Source organism: Polaromonas vacuolata, assembly GCF_012584515.1.
Taxonomy (GTDB): domain Bacteria; phylum Pseudomonadota; class Gammaproteobacteria; order Burkholderiales; family Burkholderiaceae_C; genus Polaromonas; species Polaromonas vacuolata.
Window position 1 is genome coordinate 2,949,167 of record NZ_CP051461.1, and the last position, 17,954, is coordinate 2,967,120.

Below are 17,954 nucleotides of genomic sequence, written 5' to 3' on the forward strand. Positions count from 1 at the left end.
ACGAAATGAAACAGCTACGAAACAGTTCTCGCAGCGTAGTCGCGGCCTCTTGACAGGACGCTTTTAAGTTTTTTTAGCGCCGCTTTAAAACTTAAGGTTTCTGGCAGATGGCGCAGAAAAATGTTGATCGCTGACCTTGCCGCATACTTTTAATCGGGTTGCTGCAAATTTTGCACGGCAGACCAGCTCGGTCGTAAACCATGGCTTCGAGCTGAAAATAACCGCTCTCGCCTTGCGCATTAGAAAAATCCTTCAAAGTACTACCGCCCTTGGCTACAGCCCGGGCCAAGACATCGCAGATAGCCGCGTGGAGTCGGTCAGATCTAGGCCGGCTCAAACGCATGGCGCGCGTTGTAGGCCTGATGCCCGCTAAAAACAAAGCCTCAGACGCATAAATATTGCCCACACCCACTACCACCTCGCCAGCCAGCAAAACTTGTTTAATCGCCGTTTTTCGCAGCTTTAGTGCTTGATGAAAAAGTACGGCGTTAAAGAAGTCTCCTAGCGGCTCCACACCCAAACGGCCCAAAAGTTTTTGCGCACTGGCATGTTCTTGGCTAGGCGCAAAAACCACCGCACCAAATCGCCGTGGGTCGTGCAGGCGCAAAGTTCCTAAATTCGTGACAAGGTCGAAATGATCATGTTTGCCAGCTGGCGGCGTATGGATAGAAAAAGTAACGCTGCCCGACATACCCAAGTGCATCAGCAGCAGGCCTGCACTGAGATCTAACAACAGGTATTTGCCGCGCCTGCGCACACCAAGCACCTGCTGATCAACTAGCGATTGCGGCTCACAACCGAGTGGCCAACGCAGCGGCTTACCCAGCTGCGCGTGGCTAATATGCGCACCTTGGATACGGTCGGCAAAACTTAGGCGGGTGACTTCAACTTCGGGTAATTCAGGCATGAACAGAGCATAAGCTGTAGTCAAAAACCGCATCATGCTGCGAGCCATTGAAAAGTTTGGAACCATTGCGTTTAAAGACTGATCCAGCACATCAGAATTACAAAGGCTGCATATGCGCGACTCACGCTTGAACTATCATGGTTTGATGAAGAAAAAAATGATTTTTGCCCTGGCTGCTTTGTCGCTGACAGTGCCGCTGCTGAGTGCTCAAGCACAAGAGGTAAAAAGGCCTAGCCCGATTAACGCGCCAAGAGTTAAGCCTGCCGTAGCCGCACTCTTAGATGCACAAGCCAGCGATAAGCTGCCTGCGCAATCAGCCCTTGGTGGCGAATTGTTCTACCAGCTGCTACTAGGTGAAATCACAGCACAAGAAGGTGAGCCGGCCGCAGGTTTTGCCCTCATGCTTGACGCTGCACGCAAAACTAACGACGCAGAGCTTTATCAGCGGGCCACCGAAATGGCGTTGCAATCGCGTTCTGGTGAAGCCGCATTACAGGCCGCTAAAGCTTGGCAACTGGCCAAGCCCAACAGTCTGGAACCCAACCGTTTCTTGTTGCAAATTCTCATCACACTTAACCGCATCAGCGAGACTTCGGCACCGCTCAAAGCCAACTTATTGCTCACACCTGCAGCGGATCGTGCTTTTGCGATCAACTCCATACCAGCGGCGTACGCCCGCACTAACGACAAAAAAATGGCCGCCAGCTTAGTTCAGCAGGCCTTGCTTACCTATCTAACTAATCCGGTCACAGCCGGCTCAGCATGGACAACGGTCAGCCGCATGCAATTGGCAGCAGGCGACTTGGTTTCTGCTTTGCAGGCAGCGCAGCAAGCACAGGCGGCTGAGCCCAAGTCACCCGGCCCAGCGCTGATTGGTTTAGAGCTGATGTCGTCCATCACCAATCCAGCAGAGACCTTGGTCAAAAATTATTTTGAGCGCCAACCTAAAGCACCGCCCGAAGTGCGTATGGGTTATGTGCGCGTATTGCTCGACGCCCAACGTGTTGCCGACGCTAGTGCGCAGCTGCAAATCGTGAACCGAGATCAACCGCAATTTGCCGCGGCATGGCTGGTACTGGGATCGTTGCAATTGCAACAAGCTCAAACCGGCCTTGCCCAAACCTCGCTAGAGCGCTACGTGGCGCTGGCAGAACAACAAACCGACGCCGAGCAAAATAAACGCGGTATTGCTTCGGCTTATCTGTCATTGGCTGAGTTAGCAGAAAAGCGCAAAGACTTTGCAGCCGCCCAGAACTGGATAAGCAAAATAGACAACTCTGAAGACTTGATTCAAGTGCAGCTCAGAAGCGCTTCCATACTCGCTAGCCAAGGAAAAATTGATGAGGCGCGCGAGTTACTGAAAAATCTACCCGAGACCAAGCCAGAAGACGCAAGACTCAAGCTAATGGCAGAAATTAGCTTGCTGCGCGACTTCAAACAATATCAGCTGGCTTTTGACTTGCTTGGCCAGGCTGCTGCCCAATTCCCCCAAGAGCCCGACTTGCTTTACGACCAAGCCATGATGGCCCAGAAAATCAGCAACATGCCAGCGATGGAGAGTTTGCTTAGACAAGTCATAAAACTCAAACCAGATTACTACGGCGCCTACAACGCCTTGGGCTACTCGTTTGCAGACCGCAATGTGAACTTACCTGAAGCCAAGGCCTTAATCCAAAAAGCACTCGAATACGCACCGCAAGATCCCTTTATTAGCGACAGCTTAGGCTGGGTCGAATACCGCATGGGCAACAAAGCCGAAGCTGAACGCATCTTTGCAAAAGCCTACGCAGCTAAGCCGGACGCTGAAATAGCCGCTCACTACGGCGAAGTCTTGTGGGAAAGTGGCGAGCAGGAAAAAGCCAAAATTGTCTGGCGAGAAGGTCAACTACTCAACCCCGACAATGAAACCTTAGTAGAGACACTAGAGCGCTTAAAGGTAAAGCTTTGAGCCGACTGTTTTTGTCACGCCGCTCGCTGGCGTTTGCCGGATTGGTTTCAAGCGCTTTAATTATGAGTGGTTGCGCCAGCACACCCACCTCAATTAATCAGCAAGACCAAACTGACGTATGGGCCGGTCGCCTCAGCTTGCAAATACACAGTGAACCAGCGCAGGCATTTTTTGCTGGCTTTGAACTGCGCGGCAATGCCCAGCAAGGCGAGTTAAGTTTGACCAGCCCGATTGGCAGCACGCTGGGTTTAATGCGCTGGTCACCAGGCCAGGCAACGCTTGCGACTGGTGGCGAGATTAAACGTTATAGCTCTACCGATGAACTGATAGAAAAAAGCACAGGCGCAGCAATACCGCTGAGCGCGTTATTTGACTGGCTGCGCGGCACGAACACGGTCTTGAGCGGCTGGACCGCCGATCTTTCGCGCCAGCAAGATGGCCGCATAGACGCGACGCGACGCTCGCCTGCGCCGCTGACACAGCTTCGCATTGTGCTCAATCAATAAGCGTTTCTCATGACAAAGTCACCCCTGCGGGCCATCTACGATGTGCCTGCGCCAGCCAAGCTCAATCTTTTTTTGCACATCACCGGCAGACGCGCTGATGGCTACCATTTAATGCAGTCGGTCTTCATGCTGATCGACTGGTGCGACACCCTGCACTTCGAATTGCGTCAAGACGGCGGCATCAGCCGAAGCGACATCAGGGGTAACGGGTCCATAGAGACTCTTCCCGAGGTAGACCTTTGCGTACGCGCCGCCAAAGCCTTGCAAATAGCCACGGCCTGCACCTTAGGTGTTCACATCACATTGGAAAAACGCATTCCCTCGCAAGCCGGCATGGGCGGCGGATCATCCGATGCGGCTAGCTGCTTATTAGCACTACAGCGACTCTGGGGAGTCGCTTTGCCGCGCGCAGAATTAATGGCACTGGCATTAAAGTTGGGCGCAGACGTGCCGTTTTTTCTATCCGGCGGACACGCTTGGGTAGAAGGAATTGGTGAATTAATCACGCCAATCGAGTTACCCACAGCGCACTTTTTAGTCATCAAACCCGAGGCCGGCTTAGCTACCCAAGATATTTTCACCTCGCCTTTGCTAAAACGTGACTCTGAAACTGATACACTGCAAGGCTTCGCTACAAATAGTGAAAGTCAAATTTACGAGTTTGGCCGAAACGATTTGCAGCCGGTAGCCAAAAGTTTATGCCCGCAGCTTGAACAGTCTTTAGACTTTTTAGCCGAGATGCAACTCAAAGGGCGCATGACCGGCTCAGGCAGCGCAGTATTTGCAAAGTTGACACAAAAAATAGAAATACCGGTACTCGAAAGTACATGGAAAACAAAAATTTGTGTCAATTTAGAGAAACACCCTCTCGCAGCTTGGTAAACTATGAGGCTGCTAATAATTAACTTTAATTAAAAGTAAGGTTAATTAAGAGGTGTTTAAGCGTTTAGAAGTTAAACGCTGAAAAAGTTATAGGTTTGTTGCACAGCGTATGCAATGCAACAGACCTGTGTAGGGGTGTCGCCAAGTTGGTTAAGGCACCGGATTTTGATTCCGGCATTCGCAGGTTCGACTCCTTCCACCCCTGCCAAAATTATGAATCTGTTTAAGTATGGATTTCGAACCCGCACTTCATAACCGACAGTGCGGGTTTATGTTTTTAGACTGCTGCATTTGTGCACAGACAGCAATTGCCGTGGTGCCAGGTCCCGGCGAGATTCCAAGGCGTGCCTTTCGCTACGTTTTTGTAGACATGAAACATTCGTCAAATTCAACACCGATACAAGCTGGGTCCTCAATGCAGTCGAACCATCCCCACCCCCATCCCGATTTTCTGCTGTTTACTGGCAACGCTAATCCAAGTTTGGCCGCTGAAGTCGCCCTACATCTGGGCATGCCTTTAGGCGCCGCTCAAGTCGGACGCTTTTCTGATGGCGAGGTCACGGTTGAAATTCAGCAAAACGTGAGAGCCCGCGACGTTTTCGTCGTGCAGTCGACCTGTGCGCCGACTAACGAAAACCTGATGGAATTGCTGATCATGGTGGACGCGCTCAAGCGCTCCTCAGCCGAGCGTATTACCGCTGTCATTCCCTATTTTGGTTATGCCCGGCAAGATCGCCGACCACGCTCAGCACGCGTTCCCATCACGGCCAAAGTAGTCGCCAATATGTTGCAAGCTGTGGGCGTTTCACGCGTCTTAACCATGGACTTGCACGCTGACCAAATTCAAGGTTTTTTCGACATACCTGTCGACAACATTTACGCTTCGCCAGTCTTGCTGGGTGACTTGCGACAGAAAAATTATTCCGACCTCATGGTGGTCTCACCCGATGTTGGCGGCGTAGTTCGCGCACGCGCACTGGCGAAACAGCTAGGCTGCGACATGGCCATCATTGATAAGCGTAGGCCCAAGGCCAACGTGTCTGAAGTCATGCACGTGATTGGCGATATTGACGGCCGCAACTGCGTGATCATGGACGACATGATTGACACCGCTGGCACGCTAGTCAAAGCCGCCGAAGTGCTCAAAGAGCGCGGCGCGAAAAAAGTCTACGCTTACTGCACGCACCCGATTTTCTCGGGCCCGGCGATAGAGCGCATAACACAGGGCGATGCCCTGGACGAAGTGGTCGTCACAAACACGATTCCACTTAACGATAATGCGAAACATTGCAAAAAAATACGCCAGCTTTCTGTCGGCCCGCTGATAGCGGAAACGATACAGCGCATCTCGCGCGGAGAGTCTGTGATGAGTTTGTTCTCCGACCAGGACCAACCGGTTCTGCTCTGAGACGAAAAGGTGGCCGTTTGTGGTGCGAAATAAATTCGCACCCGCTCGGCCTTTTAGGGATCTTGACCTCCAGCTTTTTTATAGGCACCGGAAATAAAGTCTCCCTTGTTTGAGGCAAGCTGGTCGCGGCAAGCCTCTTTTTGGAGTTGATTATGAAATTTGCCGCTTTTACGCGCACACTGCAGGGCACGGGTGCGAGCCGCCGTCTCCGCATCACAGGTCGTACACCAGGTATTGTTTACGGTGGAACCGGTGAGCCGCTGTTGATCGAAATCGATCACAACGCTTTGTTCCATGCGATCAAAAAAGAAGCTTTCCACGCCGCCATCCTTGAGATGGAATTGAACGGTACAGAGCACAAAGTTTTGCTGCGTGATTTGCAAATGCACCCCTTCAAGCAGCAAGTTCTGCACATTGACTTCCAACGTGTTGAAGCTCGCACACGCATGACAGTTAAAGTGCCAGTGCATTACACCGGCGAAGAAGAGTCCCCAGCGGTCAAAACTGACAACTGCTTGGTCAACCACGTGGTTTCCGAACTGACAGTGTCATGCTTCCCAGCGGATATTCCAGAGTCCATCAATGTCGACTTGAGCGGCATGAAAAAAGGCTCGACTCTGCACGTCAAGGACATCACCTTGCCAAAAGGCGTGAGATTCGTACCAAAAGGCCAGGAAAACCCAGTCTTGGTATCCTTGACCGTTGCCGTCAACGAAGCCGACGTCGCCGCCGATGCAGCTGCTGCCGCAGCCGCAGCAGCCGCCGCGCCAGTTAAAGGTAAGGGCGGTAAAGCCAAACCTGCTCCTAAGAAGTAATTCTTCGCAGCGTTAAGGCTTAACAGCCAACGGCCCATGACCTGTACAGGCATGGGCCGTTTTTATTTAAAGTGCAAAAAATGATCAAACTGTTTGTAGGCTTGGGCAACCCCGGCTTGGAGTACGAAGCTACGCGGCACAATGCGGGCTTTTGGTGGATAGATGCACTCGCGCGCGATCTCAAAGCACCACTGAGCTTTGACAAAAGTTATTACGGTCAAATCGCCAGAACCAGCGTGAATGGTCAAAATGTTTGGCTGCTCGAGCCCCAAACCTTTATGAATCTTTCTGGCAAATCAGTTGCTGCCCTAGCGCGATTTTTCAAAATTTTGCCCGAAGAAATTTTAGTGGTGCACGATGAAATAGACATAGTGCCGGGCCAAGTCAAACTCAAATTTGGCGGCAGCCATGCGGGTCACAACGGCTTGCGCGACATTCATGCGCAGCTTGGCATAGGTGACTACTGGCGACTAAGGCTAGGCGTAGGTCATCCGGGCGTAAAAAGCGAAGTGATCAATTGGGTGCTAAAAAAGCCCATGCAAGAACACCGCAGTGCAATTGATGAGTGCATAGACCGTTCACTAAAAGCAGTACCAGCACTGCTAGCAGGCGAGATGGAAAAAGCCACCATGATGATTCATACCAATGCGCCGCAGCGACCTAAGCCGCCGCGCAAGGAAGTGCCGGTTAAAGCCGAAGTCAATGAAGCAGCTAAACCGCCAGAAACACCTGACGCAAAGACTTCATAAGAACGATTCGAAATATAAACGAGTGAAATAAGCAGGTATTTTTGACGCCTGACTAGTCGATTCAAATCAGAATTTAAAGAACCGCTAAACCGCCACCAAGCGGTGATATTTTTGCCACAAGGTATCGCGGCTTTCGATGTGCTCTGGGTTAACCGGTATGCACGCCACAGGGCAGACCTGGACGCACTGCGGCTCGTCGAAATGACCCACGCATTCGGTGCATTTATGCGGGTCTATCTCGTAAATTTCGGCGCCCAAATAAATCGCTTGATTCGGGCATTCGGGCTCGCAGACATCGCAGTTAATGCATTCGTCAGTAATTAAAAGTGCCACGATCAAACCCCTTTCTTGATTGTTGACAACGCATCCAACACGGGTGCGCTGACCATTTGGCGCACATCGCCGCCAAGCTTGCTGATCTCGCGCACCAAGGTGCTGCTAATGCATTGCAAGTTAGCCTCGGGCAGCAGAAAAACAGTTTCCACTTCGGGTCTTAGTTTGCGGTTCATCGCGGCCATCTGCGACTCGTAGTCAAAGTCGGTCAGATTACGAATGCCGCGCACCACCGCGCTAGCGCCATGCTCGGCACAAAAATCCATGATCAAACCATCAAAGGCCATGACCCGGACGTTCGGTAAATCTTCGCAAGCCTGAGCGGTTAGCGCCACACGCTGTTCCAAACTAAAAAGAGTTTTCTTGTGATGCGCGTGGGCCACTGCAATGACTAGACCATCAAACAAACCGGCAGCACGCCACACCACATCCAAATGACCTAGCGTGACCGGGTCAAACGTACCGGAATAAACCGCAATTCGGCTAGCAGGGATTGGCAAGGAAAGAATCATTCCTAAATTATGCGCCCGAGCTGTTTGTCCCGGCTTTAGAAAGTAAATGAAAGTGCACAGCGCCGGCCTTACCAAAGCGGTGAACTTGCAGACCCATATCCAGTAATTCTTCATCTAGCCAAACGCGCGGCGCTTCAAGATAAATAAAACCGGTTTCGTTTAGCGCCTGCGAAGCAGCCCTGAGTGAAGACTCAAACAACGCGGACTCATACGGCGGATCGATAAAGATCAACTGCATACTCGCTGGCGATAGCCGCCTAAGCATGGCCACGCCATCACCGCGCTCGACACGAATCATGGCCGCTTGCAGCTTGCTGGCAGAGGCTTTGAGCTTGTCGACCAAAATCGGATCTTGCTCGCAGATTAAAACTTCAGCCGCACCGCGCGAAGCGGCCTCAAAGCCAAGCACGCCAGTGCCAGCAAACGGGTCAGCACAGCGCCAACCGCTCAAGTCTTGGCCTAACCAATTGAAAACAGTTTCACGCACGCGGTCTGGTGTTGGCCTCAGACCGGGGCGATTCGCCACTTGAAGTTTGCTGCGCTTATACAGCCCACCAATGATGCGGACTTCGCCGGGCGGTATGGTTTTGCGCCCGACGACTTTGCCAGACCTAGGTTTTTTTGCGCTTTTTTCGGCTGTGGCCGAGCTGCTTTTTTCAGTCTTTTCTACTGTGTATTTCATGGTGTTCCGCTCAAAATTATTGTGACCATCTTTTCCGGTTGCAGTTTTTTTGCAAACGCGGTTTTGATATCTAGGGTGCTGACTTTAGCAACTTGTTCAGTCCAGTTATCAAGATAGGTGAGCGGTAAGTCATTCCAAGCAATATTCGCTACATTGCCAAGTAGTTTTTGGTTGCTGTCTAGCAGCAAGGCAAAGCCGCCAATGAGGTTGTCCTTGGCCGCTTTTAGCTCGACTGGCGTCGGCCCTTGGGCGACAAAATCGGCAACCACCTTGCGCGTAATGGCCAAGGCTTCGCTAGCCTGATCTGGCCTAGTCTGCAAACTCACGGTAAACGCGCCAGCATGCAGGCCGGGCATAAAATAGCTGCCTACGCCGTAGACCAGACCACGTTTTTCTCGCACTTCAGTGGTTAGCCGCGAGACAAAACCGCCGCCGCCCAAAATGTAGTTGCCCACCAGCATAGGGAAAAAGTCTGAGTCGTTGCGCTTGTAACCCGGCTGACCTAACAAGACCTGAGCTTGGGCCGATGCAAAGGGAATAATTTTTTCTTCCGCTTGGGTCAAGGCTGCAATTTCGGGCACTTTAGGGCGTGGCGTTAAGCTGGCACAGTCTTGTGTGGGCAGACGTGACAACAATTGCGTTGCAATCGCATCGGCCTGTACTTTGGTGACCGCACCGACCAAACTGATACGCGCACCACACGACTGAACGCCTGCCGCGTAAAAAGCCCGCATATCAGCGACCGTGATGTTGCTAAGGGTTGCCTCGGTCATCTCATAGCCGTATGGATGGCTGCCATAAACGGCCTGCGAAAAAGCCCGCCTAGCGACAGTCGCTGGCTTGGTATAAGACTCTTTAAGGCTGGCCACAATTTTTTGCCGGTCGCGCTGCCAGACGTAATCAGGAAATGCGCTTTGACCGATTTGGCGCGCGGCTAAGTCAACCGCTTTGCTTAACAAGTCTGCCTCAGTCAAGGTACGCAGAGAAAAACTCATGCGGTCGTTGCCAGCCCCGCTGTCGAATTGCGCACCCAGATCAGCCCAAGCCTCGCCCAGTGCATTCTCGTCAAGTGCTGGCTCTTTGCCAGTGGCAGCCACGCCCTTAGACGCAATTGAAGCACTCACGCCGGCCAGACCCGCTTTAGCCTGCGGGTCGCGTCGGCTACCGGCGTCAAAGTCGATTTGTACGTCCAGCATGGCGATGGCTGGGCTCTCGACCAAATAAACTTTTGCACCGTTTGCCTGTGTCCAGTGCTGTATCGGAATGGCAGCCAGAGACAAGTGGCAAAACAAGCTGGCAGAGCCCGCCAACAAAATGCTGCGAGCCATCGTTTTCAAATTCGTATTCATCATGTATTTATGCTTTTTTGCGATTTTGTAGAGTTCAGTGGCGCATGCCGGCGGTGGCTACACGCGGCTTGCGATTAGGGTCTAGCGGCTGCGGCAAAAGCGTTGCAGTGGTTAGGTGATCGTCGATAAAGTATTTGGCAGCAACCGCTTGAACTTCAGCACTGGTGATGCTGCGCAACTGGGTAATCGTGCGGGCATCAGCGTCAAGTGGAAAACCGTTAATCCAGTTGGCGCCTAACTCATTGGCCTGCGCAAAAACACTGTCGAGCTTGTAGGTCTGACTCGCTACCCACTGGGTTTTGACGCGGTTGAGTTCGGCGTCGCTGACACCATCTTTGGCGATCAATGCCACTTGTGCGCGTAAGGCGCTAGCGACTTGCGCCGTCGTTTTGCCTTCTGAAGGCACACCGTAAAGCACAAACAACTGCGGACCGCGGCCGGTTAAGCCACTGTAAGCGCCCGCGTTGTCTGCAACCCGTTGGCTGCCGTCTGCACCGCCCTGCTCAAGCGCGCGTTGCAGCCTAGCGCCGCTGTAACCGTCGAGCACTGCGCTGAGCACAGTCAGCGCCAATGCGTCGCGCCCTGATGCGGTCATTGTTGTGGCGTTTAGCGTCAGAGAGGTCAAGTCTTCGGCTTCTAATTTGGGCACTTTAAAAGCTAGGCTAACGTAGGCTTGACTGGCTGGTGCCTTGAAGTTAAGACTGCGCTCGCCGACCTGCTCGACCTCTGGACGCGGCTTGCGCACTGGCATCACGCCTGGCGCAATCACGCCATAGTATTTTTCGGCCAAACGTTTAACTTGGTCAAACTCCACATCGCCAGTGATCACCACAGCCGCATTGCCGGGCACATACCAGCGGTGATGAAAGTTGCGTACATCGTCAGGCGTCAAGGCCTCAATATCTGCCATCCAACCGACGACTGGGCGGCGATACGGCGAAGTGGTGAAAGTCACGGCATTGGCGGCTTCTGCAAGCAAAGCGCGGGCCGAGTCTTCGGTACGCATGCGGCGCTCTTCTTTGACGACTTCTATCTCGCGCTTGAACTCATCATCAACCCATTGGTTGTTGGCAAAACGATCGGCTTCAAGGCGCATCACATCTTCTAGCTTGTTGGCAGGAATTTGTTGGTGGTAGCCCGTCGCATCCCGGCCCGTGAACGCATTGTCGCGTCCGCCTAAGGCGGCTACTTGTTTAGAAAAATCACCCGGTTTAAGTAATTTTGTACCCTTAAACATCATGTGTTCGAGTACATGGGCTACGCCTGAAGTACCATCGACCTCGTCCATAGAACCTACCCTGACCCACAGCATGTGGGCCGCGGTAGGTGCTCGGTGGTCAGGCTTGACGATAACCGTCAGGCCATTGGCAAGTTTGAATTGCTGTACCCCGCCAGCATCCTGAGCAAAAGCTGCAGAGTGGCCAAAAAGCAGACCGCCACCAAGGGCAAGGGCTGCTAGAAAGCGTGATGGGCGGGTTAAATTTGCGGTCAATGTCGGCGCTAAGCCGACGATGGTCTGGTGTTTCATAGAATGGTGCGACTCATAAGTAGGTCTAATGTTCAGTTTCTTCAAGAAAAAATTCTTCTCATCTCCAACGCCAACCCCGACAGTACCGGAAACAACGGAAACATCGGATATAACGGTCATATCTGAGGAGCCGGCCAAACCGGACACGGCGCCTTATCAAGATATTGCGGCTTCGCCTAAAGACATTACTGCCGCAGAGCCAGAGTTAGCGCCACAGCTAGCGCCAACGCCAACTTCAGCAGCACCGCCAGTTCCAACGCAGCCGCCGCCTGCAGTAAAGTTAGCGCCAGCCATACTAGCTCCAGCATTGGTAGCAAAGCCTTTGTATGACCCGAATGTGAGCATGATTGGCTCAGCCTTGGTCGCACCAATTGATATCGACCAAGCCACCGCCTCGGTCGCTGCGGCAGCGCCGGATCGGGAGCGCTGGTTGTCAAAGCTCACCTCAGGCCTGCGTAAAACTGGCACCAGCATATCCGCGGTGTTTGTCGGTAACCAAATCGACGAGCAGCTCTATGAAGACCTAGAGTCCGCCTTGCTAATGGCCGACACTGGCGTAAAAGCCACCGAATACCTGATCAAAGAAATCCGCCGCCGCGTCAAAGACAGCGGCGTTACGCACCCGGTTGCTGTGCGCAATATTTTGATTGAGTCCTTGACTCAATTACTCAAACCACTGGAAAAGGCATTGGTTATTGGTGAGTTCCAACCCACAGTCATCATGGTCGCTGGCGTGAATGGCGCAGGAAAAACCACCACGATTGGCAAACTTACGCGGCACTTAGCCAACTCAGGCGCATCCGTATTACTCGCCGCCGCAGATACCTTTCGTGCGGCTGCACGAGAGCAACTCAGCATCTGGGCCGACCGCAATACGGTAGACATCATCAGCCAAGAAGGTGGCGACCCGGCTGCTGTGAGCTATGACGCAGTCACCGCCGGCAAAGCGCGCGGCCGTGATGTGGTGCTGGTCGACACGGCTGGCCGACTGCCGACACAGCTGCACTTAATGGAAGAGCTGAAAAAAATCAAACGCGTGGTGCAAAAGGCTGACGCCACCGCACCGCATGAAGTCTTGCTGGTGATAGACGGCAACACTGGCCAGAACGCACTGGCCCAAGTCAAATCCTTTGATGAAGCCCTATCACTGACTGGCCTAATCGTCACCAAGCTAGACGGCACGGCCAAGGGCGGCGTGCTGGCCGCTATCGCTTTGTGGTCGCGTGAGCGAGCTGCTAGCAATCCTAAACTGGGCACAGTGCCGGTTTACTTTATTGGCGTGGGCGAAAAACTCGAAGACTTGGAGACTTTTAACGCACGCGAATTTTCGCAAGCATTGCTGGCTTAATAAGGTTCGCAATAGCTCAATTTAATGGCTAAGTTAAAGACACCGTTAAATCCTACTGAAAAGTTAATTTTTTCGTTTTAAACATTAACCGCAATCTGCGCCAATCAACATCCAGCCTTGAAACCGGCTGCTACGGCCTAAAATAAGTCTTTTTAAAGGATTTAACTTGCCTGCCTTTGTAAGCCAGATTTTGCGTTTTGTGTTCAGGCTGGTGATGGCTGTTTTCGCCATCATTTTTGCGATCAGCCTATTGTTCGCCGCTTTAATAGCGCTACTGTTTAGCCTGCTCATGGCCTTGTTCACAGGCCGTAAACCCGTCTCCCCAGTGGTTTTTAGCCGCTTCAAGCGCTTCTCCAAAGACTCAGTCTGGCCAGCAGATGCCAAGCGCAGCGATGGCTCGCCCATTGGAGGGCCAAGTAGGTCAGGCAAGTCTGGCAAACCCGGCGAAGTGGTGGACGTAGATGTGCGGGAAGTCAAGGATGACAAACCTCAGTAATATCGCTCAACTAGCCGCATTCGTCGGCCGCTAATTTACTCCGGCGGCCAGCGTATTTCTGCCCTACTAACTCGCCGCTAAGCAGCCAGCGCGTTCACGATAAGCACTAAGACTAGACAAACACGGACTGTCCGCTAAGCACACCGCTTTGCCAAGCTGTGCGCACAGCTATTTGCGACTGCTACAACTTTGTCTGCAACAACCTTTTTTAAATTTTAATCGTATACGATATACACAATAATGATTTCCACAACACTTCCCTGGCTCACCGAAACATCTTCCGACCGCATCAGCGCAATACGCGATACCTCGCTCTCCAAGTTGGTACGTGATGACATGCTGGCCTTGATTCTTAAAGGTGTGTTCGCGCCAGGCCAACGCATTAATGAGCCTGATGTAGCCAGTCGATTGCAAGTCTCCCGCGTACCAGTGCGTGAAGCCTTGCGTGAGTTGGAAAGTTCAGGCCTGGTGATCTCACGCAAACATTCCGGTGTTTTTGTGCGCCAACTAGAGGCCGCAGAAGTCAAAGACCTGTACCAAATGCGCGGCCTGCTAGACGGTTTTGCCGGTCGCCGCAGTGCCGCTTTGCCAGAGCGCGAGCGCGGCCTGTTGCTGGCTAAGTTAGAGCGCGCAATCAAAGCCATGCAACAAGCATTTGACGACCACGACGTGCAGGCTTATTACAGCGAAAACTTGCATTTCCACTGGGCCATCGTCGAAGCCGCGGGCAATCAGCAGTTGTTAGAGACTTATCGCGGAATTGTTCAAAAGCTGCATTTATCGCGGCTCAAAAATCTATCTCAAGATGTCGGCATGCGCAGCTCTGTTAGCGAACACCAAGACATCATGCAGGCGGTTCAAGATGCCGACGGCGCGCGCTGTGAAGCCTTGATGAGCCAGCATGTGGGCGAGGCCTTTGAGCGCCTGCTGCAAGCGCTTTCGGCGCCTAGCGACCAAAATTAAAAAACCTAAAAAAAAATAATTCTTATAACCACAAGCATCAGGAGACAAAGCCATGAAAAGACGCCTTTTACTGCAAGCCGCACCAGGCCTGTTATTGGCACCCGGCTTTACGCTGGCCGAAAGTGTTTATCCAGCCAAGCCGATACGCTACATAGTGCCGGTCGCCGCCGGCGGTGGCAGCGACATGGTGGGTCGCACCATCACTGAGCGCTGGGGCCGACTGCTCAAGCAGCAATTCATCGTCGACAACCAAGGCGGCGGCGGTGGCGTCATCGCCAGCCAAACCACAGTCCGCGCAGCGCCTGACGGCTACACCTTGATGCAAGGCTATGTCGCCACCCACGGCACCAGCCCGGCTACGCGCAAACTCAACTACGACCCGGTGAAAGACTTCACCGCCATTGCGATGATTGGCGCGACGCCCAATGTGCTGGTCGTCAACAGCGAATTACCCGTCAAAACGGTCAAAGAGTTTGTTGAATATGTGCGAAAAAACCCCGGCAAAGTCAGCTACGGCTCAGCCGGTCAAGGCTCGCTCACACACCTGACCATGGAGTTGTTTAAGCAGCAAATCAACTCCTTCATGGTGCATATTCCTTACCGCGGCGTTGCACCCGCGTTTACCGATTTGATTGGCGGTCAAACCCAGGCCATGTTCCCTGGCTTGGCTGCAGCCCTGCCGCATATCCGCTCCGGTCGCGTCAGGCCGCTAGCGGTCACGGGTCTTAAGCGCCACCCACAATTTAAAGATTTGCCCACGCTGGATGAATCCGGCTTTAAAGGCTTTGATGCGCAGCAGTGGTACGGCGTGGTCGGCCCAGCCGGCATGCCGCAGCCGATAGTCAAACTGCTCAACGAAACCTTGGCCGTGGTGCTCAAAGCGCCGGATATGACAGAAAAGCTCGCGGTTGAAGCGATTGAGCCAATAGTGATGTCGCCGGAACAATTTGCAGCCTTTATCAAAACTGATATCGATCGCTGGACCAAGCTGGCCAAGGCCAGAAATATCTCGCTAGACAGCTAAACGCAAACCCTCTTTTTAAACATCAAAAACAAAACGGCATCTTTGCCAGAAAAAAATAATCAATGGCCCGCAATACCCAAGTCTCAGCCGACCACAACGCTCCGCCCATTACTCAAATCTTGGCGCAGTTTGTCAGTACCCATCCGTCCCGCGGCTGGAGCGACGCACTAGACCTAGAAGCCCACCGCACTTGGATGAACTGGCTGGGCTGCGCGGTTGGCGCAACCCAACATGAAGCCGCCGACGCAGCCTTGGCCGCCGTCCAAATGCTGCAACCAGCACCCCAAGCCAGCGTGTTGGGACGGTTGGAAAAAGTTGACATGGCCAGTGCCGCCCTGATTAACGGCATCACCTCCCACACCTTTGACTTTGATGACACGCATCTCAAAACCATCATCCATCCCGCCGGCCCAGTCGCCTCTGCCCTGTTAGCGCTGGCGGAACACACCGGCAGCAGTGGCCGAGAAGTGATTGATGCATTGGTGCTGGGCATAGACGTGGCTTGCCGAGTCGGCAACGCCATGTATCCAGACCACTATGACCGCGGCTGGCACATCACTGGCTCGACCGGCACGCTGGGCGCGGCGGCGGCCTGCGCGCGGCTGCTCAAGCTCGATGTGCAAAAAACCGCCATGGCTTTAGGTATTGCCGCCTCGCAGCCCATCGGTATGCGTGAGCAATTTGGCACCATGACCAAACCGTTTCACCCGGGAGCCGCAGCACGCGCCGGACTGATGTCAGCCTTGCTGGCCAGCCAAGGCTATACCGCCAGCCCCAAAGCATTAGAAGCACCACGCGGCATGATGCAGACCATCTCGACCAAAAACGACTGGAACGAGATCACCGGCGAGCTAGGTCAGCGCTTCGAGATTGCCTTTAACAGCTACAAACCGTTTGCCTGCGGAATCGTGATTCACCCCAGCATTGATGCTTGCGCCCAGCTGCGCGGCCAGGGCGTGACGCCAGACCAGATCGAATCAGTCGAGCTAAAAGTGCACTCATTGGTGCTGGAATTAACGGGTAAAAAAGAGCCTACCGACGGCTTACAAGCAAAGTTCAGCGTCTACCACGGCTGCGCTGCGGGTTTAACCTTTGGCCGTGCGGCTGAAGAAGAATTCGCCGACTCCATCGTCAGCCGCGACGACATGGTGGCACTACGCCGCAAGGTTGTGGCCACGGTGGATGACTCGATTGACGAGGCCAGCGCCGATGTCACTGCGGTGCTTAAAGATGGCCGACGCGTGCATGTGTTTGTCGAGCATGCGATTGGCTCGCTGAAAAAACCCATGTCCAATGCCCAGTTAGAGGCGAAATTTCACAGCTTATCGGACGCCATTTTGGGCCAGAGCCAAACCAGCGAGCTAATCAAAGCCTGCTTTGCACTGGGTCAAGCCGCCAATGTCTCGGCCATGGTGGCGCTGGCCAAGCCGCGCGTATGAGCGCCGCCAGCCGACCCCGCATCGTCATAGCCGGTGACGCCGAACAGGCCTTGCGCCGCATTGGTAATTGGCAGGCGATTGATGCGCTGGCTGATGTCAGCGTCCATCACCAGCCGCTACGCGGCCAGCAGCTAGTCGAAGCACTCCAGGACGCCGATGCACTGGTGCTGGTACGCGACCGCACACCAATCGATGCCGCCTTGCTGGCCCAATTGCCAAAGCTGAAATACCTGGTGTTTACCGGCACGCGCAACACCACGTTAGATTTGGCGGCGCTGGCAGCACGCAGCATTCCGGTGAGTCACACCGAATGGGGCCCGTCCAAAGACAGCACTTGTGAGATGACTTGGTCATTGATACTCGGCGCCATGCGTCAACTTGAGCAGCAAACCGCACTGCTGCGCAGCGGCCAATGGCGCTCTGCCAACGCCGTGCCATTGGCCGGCGTACTCAAAGGCCAAACGCTGGGCCTAATAGGTTTGGGCGAGATAGGCGGGCGCGTCGCCAAAGTGGGCCAAGCACTGGGCATGAAAGTCATCACCTGGAGCCCACGCATGACGACCGAACGCGCGGCTGAGCACGGCGCGACGGCTGTGTCGCTGGATGAATTACTCTCTAGCTCGCGGGTAGTGAGCTTGCATTTGGTGCCAACACCGGCGAGCCAACATTTACTCAATGCAGAAAAACTTGCGCTAATGCAGCCGGGTAGTTTGTTGGTCAACACCTCGCGCTCGGCCTTGATAGACGGCGCGGCCTTAATCACGGCATTGCAAGCGGGACGGCCTGGATTTGCTGCGCTAGACGTGTTTGATGTAGAACCGCTACCCGCAACCGATGGGCTGCGCACGCTTTCTAACGTGCTGCTGACACCGCATTTGGGCTTTGTGACTGAGCCAGTCTATGAACGCTTTGCCCAAGGCGTGACTGAGTGTTTACACGCTTGGCTAACCGGTCAGCCACTGGTCAGACCGCTCAATTAACGGCGCTTTAAGGGGGTTTAGCAGGCGCACACGCTTTTGCGAGCTAACTAGCCTGCGAGAATTGGCATCTGCTCCCGAATTAAAA

18 protein-coding genes and 1 tRNA gene are annotated in these 17,954 nt (G+C 53.5%); 13 read left to right on the top strand and 6 right to left on the bottom strand.

Annotated elements, in window-relative coordinates; all coding sequences use genetic code 11:
• Positions 1 to 91: 91 nt before the first annotated feature.
• Complete coding sequence (mutM, locus tag HC248_RS13425) at positions 92 to 907, bottom strand: bifunctional DNA-formamidopyrimidine glycosylase/DNA-(apurinic or apyrimidinic site) lyase (RefSeq protein WP_168922917.1); 816 nt, start codon at positions 905 to 907, stop codon at positions 92 to 94.
• 112 nt (positions 908 to 1,019) lie between these two features.
• Between mutM and HC248_RS13430 the strand changes: the two genes are divergently transcribed.
• The 7 genes from HC248_RS13430 (at position 1,020) to pth (ending at position 7,215) form a co-directional block, all read left to right on the top strand.
• Positions 1,020 to 2,855, top strand: coding sequence for a tetratricopeptide repeat protein (locus HC248_RS13430; RefSeq protein ID WP_238342631.1), 1,836 nt, complete (start codon positions 1,020 to 1,022; stop codon positions 2,853 to 2,855).
• A complete protein-coding gene (locus HC248_RS13435) occupies positions 2,852 to 3,361 on the top strand; it encodes an outer membrane lipoprotein LolB (RefSeq protein ID WP_238342632.1) in 510 nt (169 codons plus the stop codon). The genes HC248_RS13430 and HC248_RS13435 overlap by 4 nt, the downstream gene beginning before the upstream one ends.
• 24 nt (positions 3,362 to 3,385) lie before the next feature.
• A complete protein-coding gene (ispE, locus tag HC248_RS13440; RefSeq protein ID WP_168923848.1) occupies positions 3,386 to 4,243 on the top strand; it encodes a 4-(cytidine 5'-diphospho)-2-C-methyl-D-erythritol kinase in 858 nt (285 codons plus the stop codon).
• 131 nt (positions 4,244 to 4,374) lie between these two features.
• A tRNA-Gln gene (locus tag HC248_RS13445) sits at positions 4,375 to 4,451 on the top strand.
• Between the two features lie 207 nt (positions 4,452 to 4,658).
• Positions 4,659 to 5,651, top strand: a complete 993-nt coding sequence (locus tag HC248_RS13450; RefSeq protein ID WP_168923849.1) for a ribose-phosphate pyrophosphokinase — start codon at positions 4,659 to 4,661, stop codon at positions 5,649 to 5,651.
• Positions 5,652 to 5,803: 152 nt separating this feature from the next.
• Positions 5,804 to 6,466 carry a 50S ribosomal protein L25/general stress protein Ctc gene (locus tag HC248_RS13455; RefSeq protein ID WP_168922918.1) on the top strand — a complete coding sequence of 221 codons (663 nt, stop codon included), beginning with the start codon at positions 5,804 to 5,806 and terminating at the stop codon, positions 6,464 to 6,466.
• Between the two features lie 80 nt (positions 6,467 to 6,546).
• A complete protein-coding gene (gene pth, locus HC248_RS13460; RefSeq protein ID WP_168922919.1) occupies positions 6,547 to 7,215 on the top strand; it encodes an aminoacyl-tRNA hydrolase in 669 nt (222 codons plus the stop codon).
• 84 nt (positions 7,216 to 7,299) lie between these two features.
• Here pth and HC248_RS13465 read toward each other — a convergent pair whose 3' ends face one another.
• The 5 genes from HC248_RS13465 to HC248_RS13485 are packed head-to-tail and all read right to left on the bottom strand — an operon-like array spanning position 7,300 to position 11,619.
• On the bottom strand, positions 7,300 to 7,548 hold the full coding sequence (locus HC248_RS13465; RefSeq protein WP_168922920.1) for a YfhL family 4Fe-4S dicluster ferredoxin: 249 nt from the start codon (positions 7,546 to 7,548) through the stop codon (positions 7,300 to 7,302).
• Positions 7,549 to 7,550: 2 nt separating this feature from the next.
• On the bottom strand, positions 7,551 to 8,060 hold the full coding sequence (coaD, locus tag HC248_RS13470) for a pantetheine-phosphate adenylyltransferase (protein ID WP_168922921.1): 510 nt from the start codon (positions 8,058 to 8,060) through the stop codon (positions 7,551 to 7,553).
• A 7-nt stretch (positions 8,061 to 8,067) separates the two neighbouring features.
• Positions 8,068 to 8,742 (bottom strand): 16S rRNA (guanine(966)-N(2))-methyltransferase RsmD, encoded by a 675-nt coding sequence (gene rsmD, locus HC248_RS13475; RefSeq protein ID WP_168922922.1) that lies wholly within the window; start codon positions 8,740 to 8,742, stop codon positions 8,068 to 8,070.
• A complete protein-coding gene (locus HC248_RS13480; protein ID WP_168923850.1) occupies positions 8,739 to 10,091 on the bottom strand; it encodes a M16 family metallopeptidase in 1,353 nt (450 codons plus the stop codon). Before HC248_RS13480 ends, rsmD begins: the two co-directional genes overlap by 4 nt.
• 34 nt (positions 10,092 to 10,125) lie before the next feature.
• A complete protein-coding gene (locus tag HC248_RS13485) occupies positions 10,126 to 11,619 on the bottom strand; it encodes a M16 family metallopeptidase (protein ID WP_168922923.1) in 1,494 nt (497 codons plus the stop codon).
• Positions 11,620 to 11,647: 28 nt separating this feature from the next.
• Between HC248_RS13485 and ftsY the strand changes: the two genes are divergently transcribed.
• The 6 genes from ftsY to HC248_RS13515 all read left to right on the top strand — a co-directional run bounded on the left by ftsY (position 11,648) and on the right by HC248_RS13515 (position 17,869).
• The gene (gene ftsY, locus HC248_RS13490; protein ID WP_168922924.1) at positions 11,648 to 12,967 is read left to right on the top strand and encodes a signal recognition particle-docking protein FtsY; all 1,320 of its coding nucleotides are present in this window, start codon (positions 11,648 to 11,650) and stop codon (positions 12,965 to 12,967) included.
• Positions 12,968 to 13,133: 166 nt separating this feature from the next.
• Positions 13,134 to 13,463, top strand: a complete 330-nt coding sequence (locus HC248_RS13495) for a hypothetical protein (protein ID WP_168922925.1) — start codon at positions 13,134 to 13,136, stop codon at positions 13,461 to 13,463.
• Between the two features lie 240 nt (positions 13,464 to 13,703).
• On the top strand, positions 13,704 to 14,426 hold the full coding sequence (locus tag HC248_RS13500) for a GntR family transcriptional regulator (RefSeq protein ID WP_168922926.1): 723 nt from the start codon (positions 13,704 to 13,706) through the stop codon (positions 14,424 to 14,426).
• Between the two features lie 52 nt (positions 14,427 to 14,478).
• Entirely contained in the window at positions 14,479 to 15,450 is a 972-nt protein-coding gene (locus tag HC248_RS13505) for a Bug family tripartite tricarboxylate transporter substrate binding protein (protein WP_168922927.1), read from the top strand.
• 62 nt (positions 15,451 to 15,512) lie between these two features.
• Complete coding sequence (locus tag HC248_RS13510; RefSeq protein ID WP_168922928.1) at positions 15,513 to 16,889, top strand: MmgE/PrpD family protein; 1,377 nt, start codon at positions 15,513 to 15,515, stop codon at positions 16,887 to 16,889.
• A complete protein-coding gene (locus HC248_RS13515; protein ID WP_168922929.1) occupies positions 16,886 to 17,869 on the top strand; it encodes a D-2-hydroxyacid dehydrogenase family protein in 984 nt (327 codons plus the stop codon). Before HC248_RS13510 ends, HC248_RS13515 begins: the two co-directional genes overlap by 4 nt.
• Positions 17,870 to 17,954 lie beyond the last annotated feature (85 nt).

Excerpts from the sequence above, each read along its gene's own strand:
- mutM (WP_168922917.1), bottom strand. The coding sequence starts at position 907 with ATGCCTGAATTACCCGAAGTTGAAGTCACCCGCCTAAGTTTTGCCGAC.
- HC248_RS13430 (WP_238342631.1), top strand. The coding sequence starts at position 1,020 with ATGCGCGACTCACGCTTGAACTATCATGGTTTGATGAAGAAAAAAATG.
- HC248_RS13450 (WP_168923849.1), top strand. The coding sequence starts at position 4,659 with ATGCAGTCGAACCATCCCCACCCCCATCCCGATTTTCTGCTGTTTACT.
- HC248_RS13455 (WP_168922918.1), top strand. The coding sequence starts at position 5,804 with ATGAAATTTGCCGCTTTTACGCGCACACTGCAGGGCACGGGTGCGAGC.
- pth (WP_168922919.1), top strand. The coding sequence starts at position 6,547 with ATGATCAAACTGTTTGTAGGCTTGGGCAACCCCGGCTTGGAGTACGAA.
- coaD (WP_168922921.1), bottom strand. The coding sequence starts at position 8,060 with ATGATTCTTTCCTTGCCAATCCCTGCTAGCCGAATTGCGGTTTATTCC.
- rsmD (WP_168922922.1), bottom strand. The coding sequence starts at position 8,742 with ATGAAATACACAGTAGAAAAGACTGAAAAAAGCAGCTCGGCCACAGCC.
- HC248_RS13480 (WP_168923850.1), bottom strand. The coding sequence starts at position 10,091 with ATGAATACGAATTTGAAAACGATGGCTCGCAGCATTTTGTTGGCGGGC.
- HC248_RS13485 (WP_168922923.1), bottom strand. The coding sequence starts at position 11,619 with ATGAAACACCAGACCATCGTCGGCTTAGCGCCGACATTGACCGCAAAT.
- ftsY (WP_168922924.1), top strand. The coding sequence starts at position 11,648 with ATGTTCAGTTTCTTCAAGAAAAAATTCTTCTCATCTCCAACGCCAACC.
- HC248_RS13500 (WP_168922926.1), top strand. The coding sequence starts at position 13,704 with ATGATTTCCACAACACTTCCCTGGCTCACCGAAACATCTTCCGACCGC.
- HC248_RS13505 (WP_168922927.1), top strand. The coding sequence starts at position 14,479 with ATGAAAAGACGCCTTTTACTGCAAGCCGCACCAGGCCTGTTATTGGCA.
- HC248_RS13510 (WP_168922928.1), top strand. The coding sequence starts at position 15,513 with ATGGCCCGCAATACCCAAGTCTCAGCCGACCACAACGCTCCGCCCATT.
- HC248_RS13515 (WP_168922929.1), top strand. The coding sequence starts at position 16,886 with ATGAGCGCCGCCAGCCGACCCCGCATCGTCATAGCCGGTGACGCCGAA.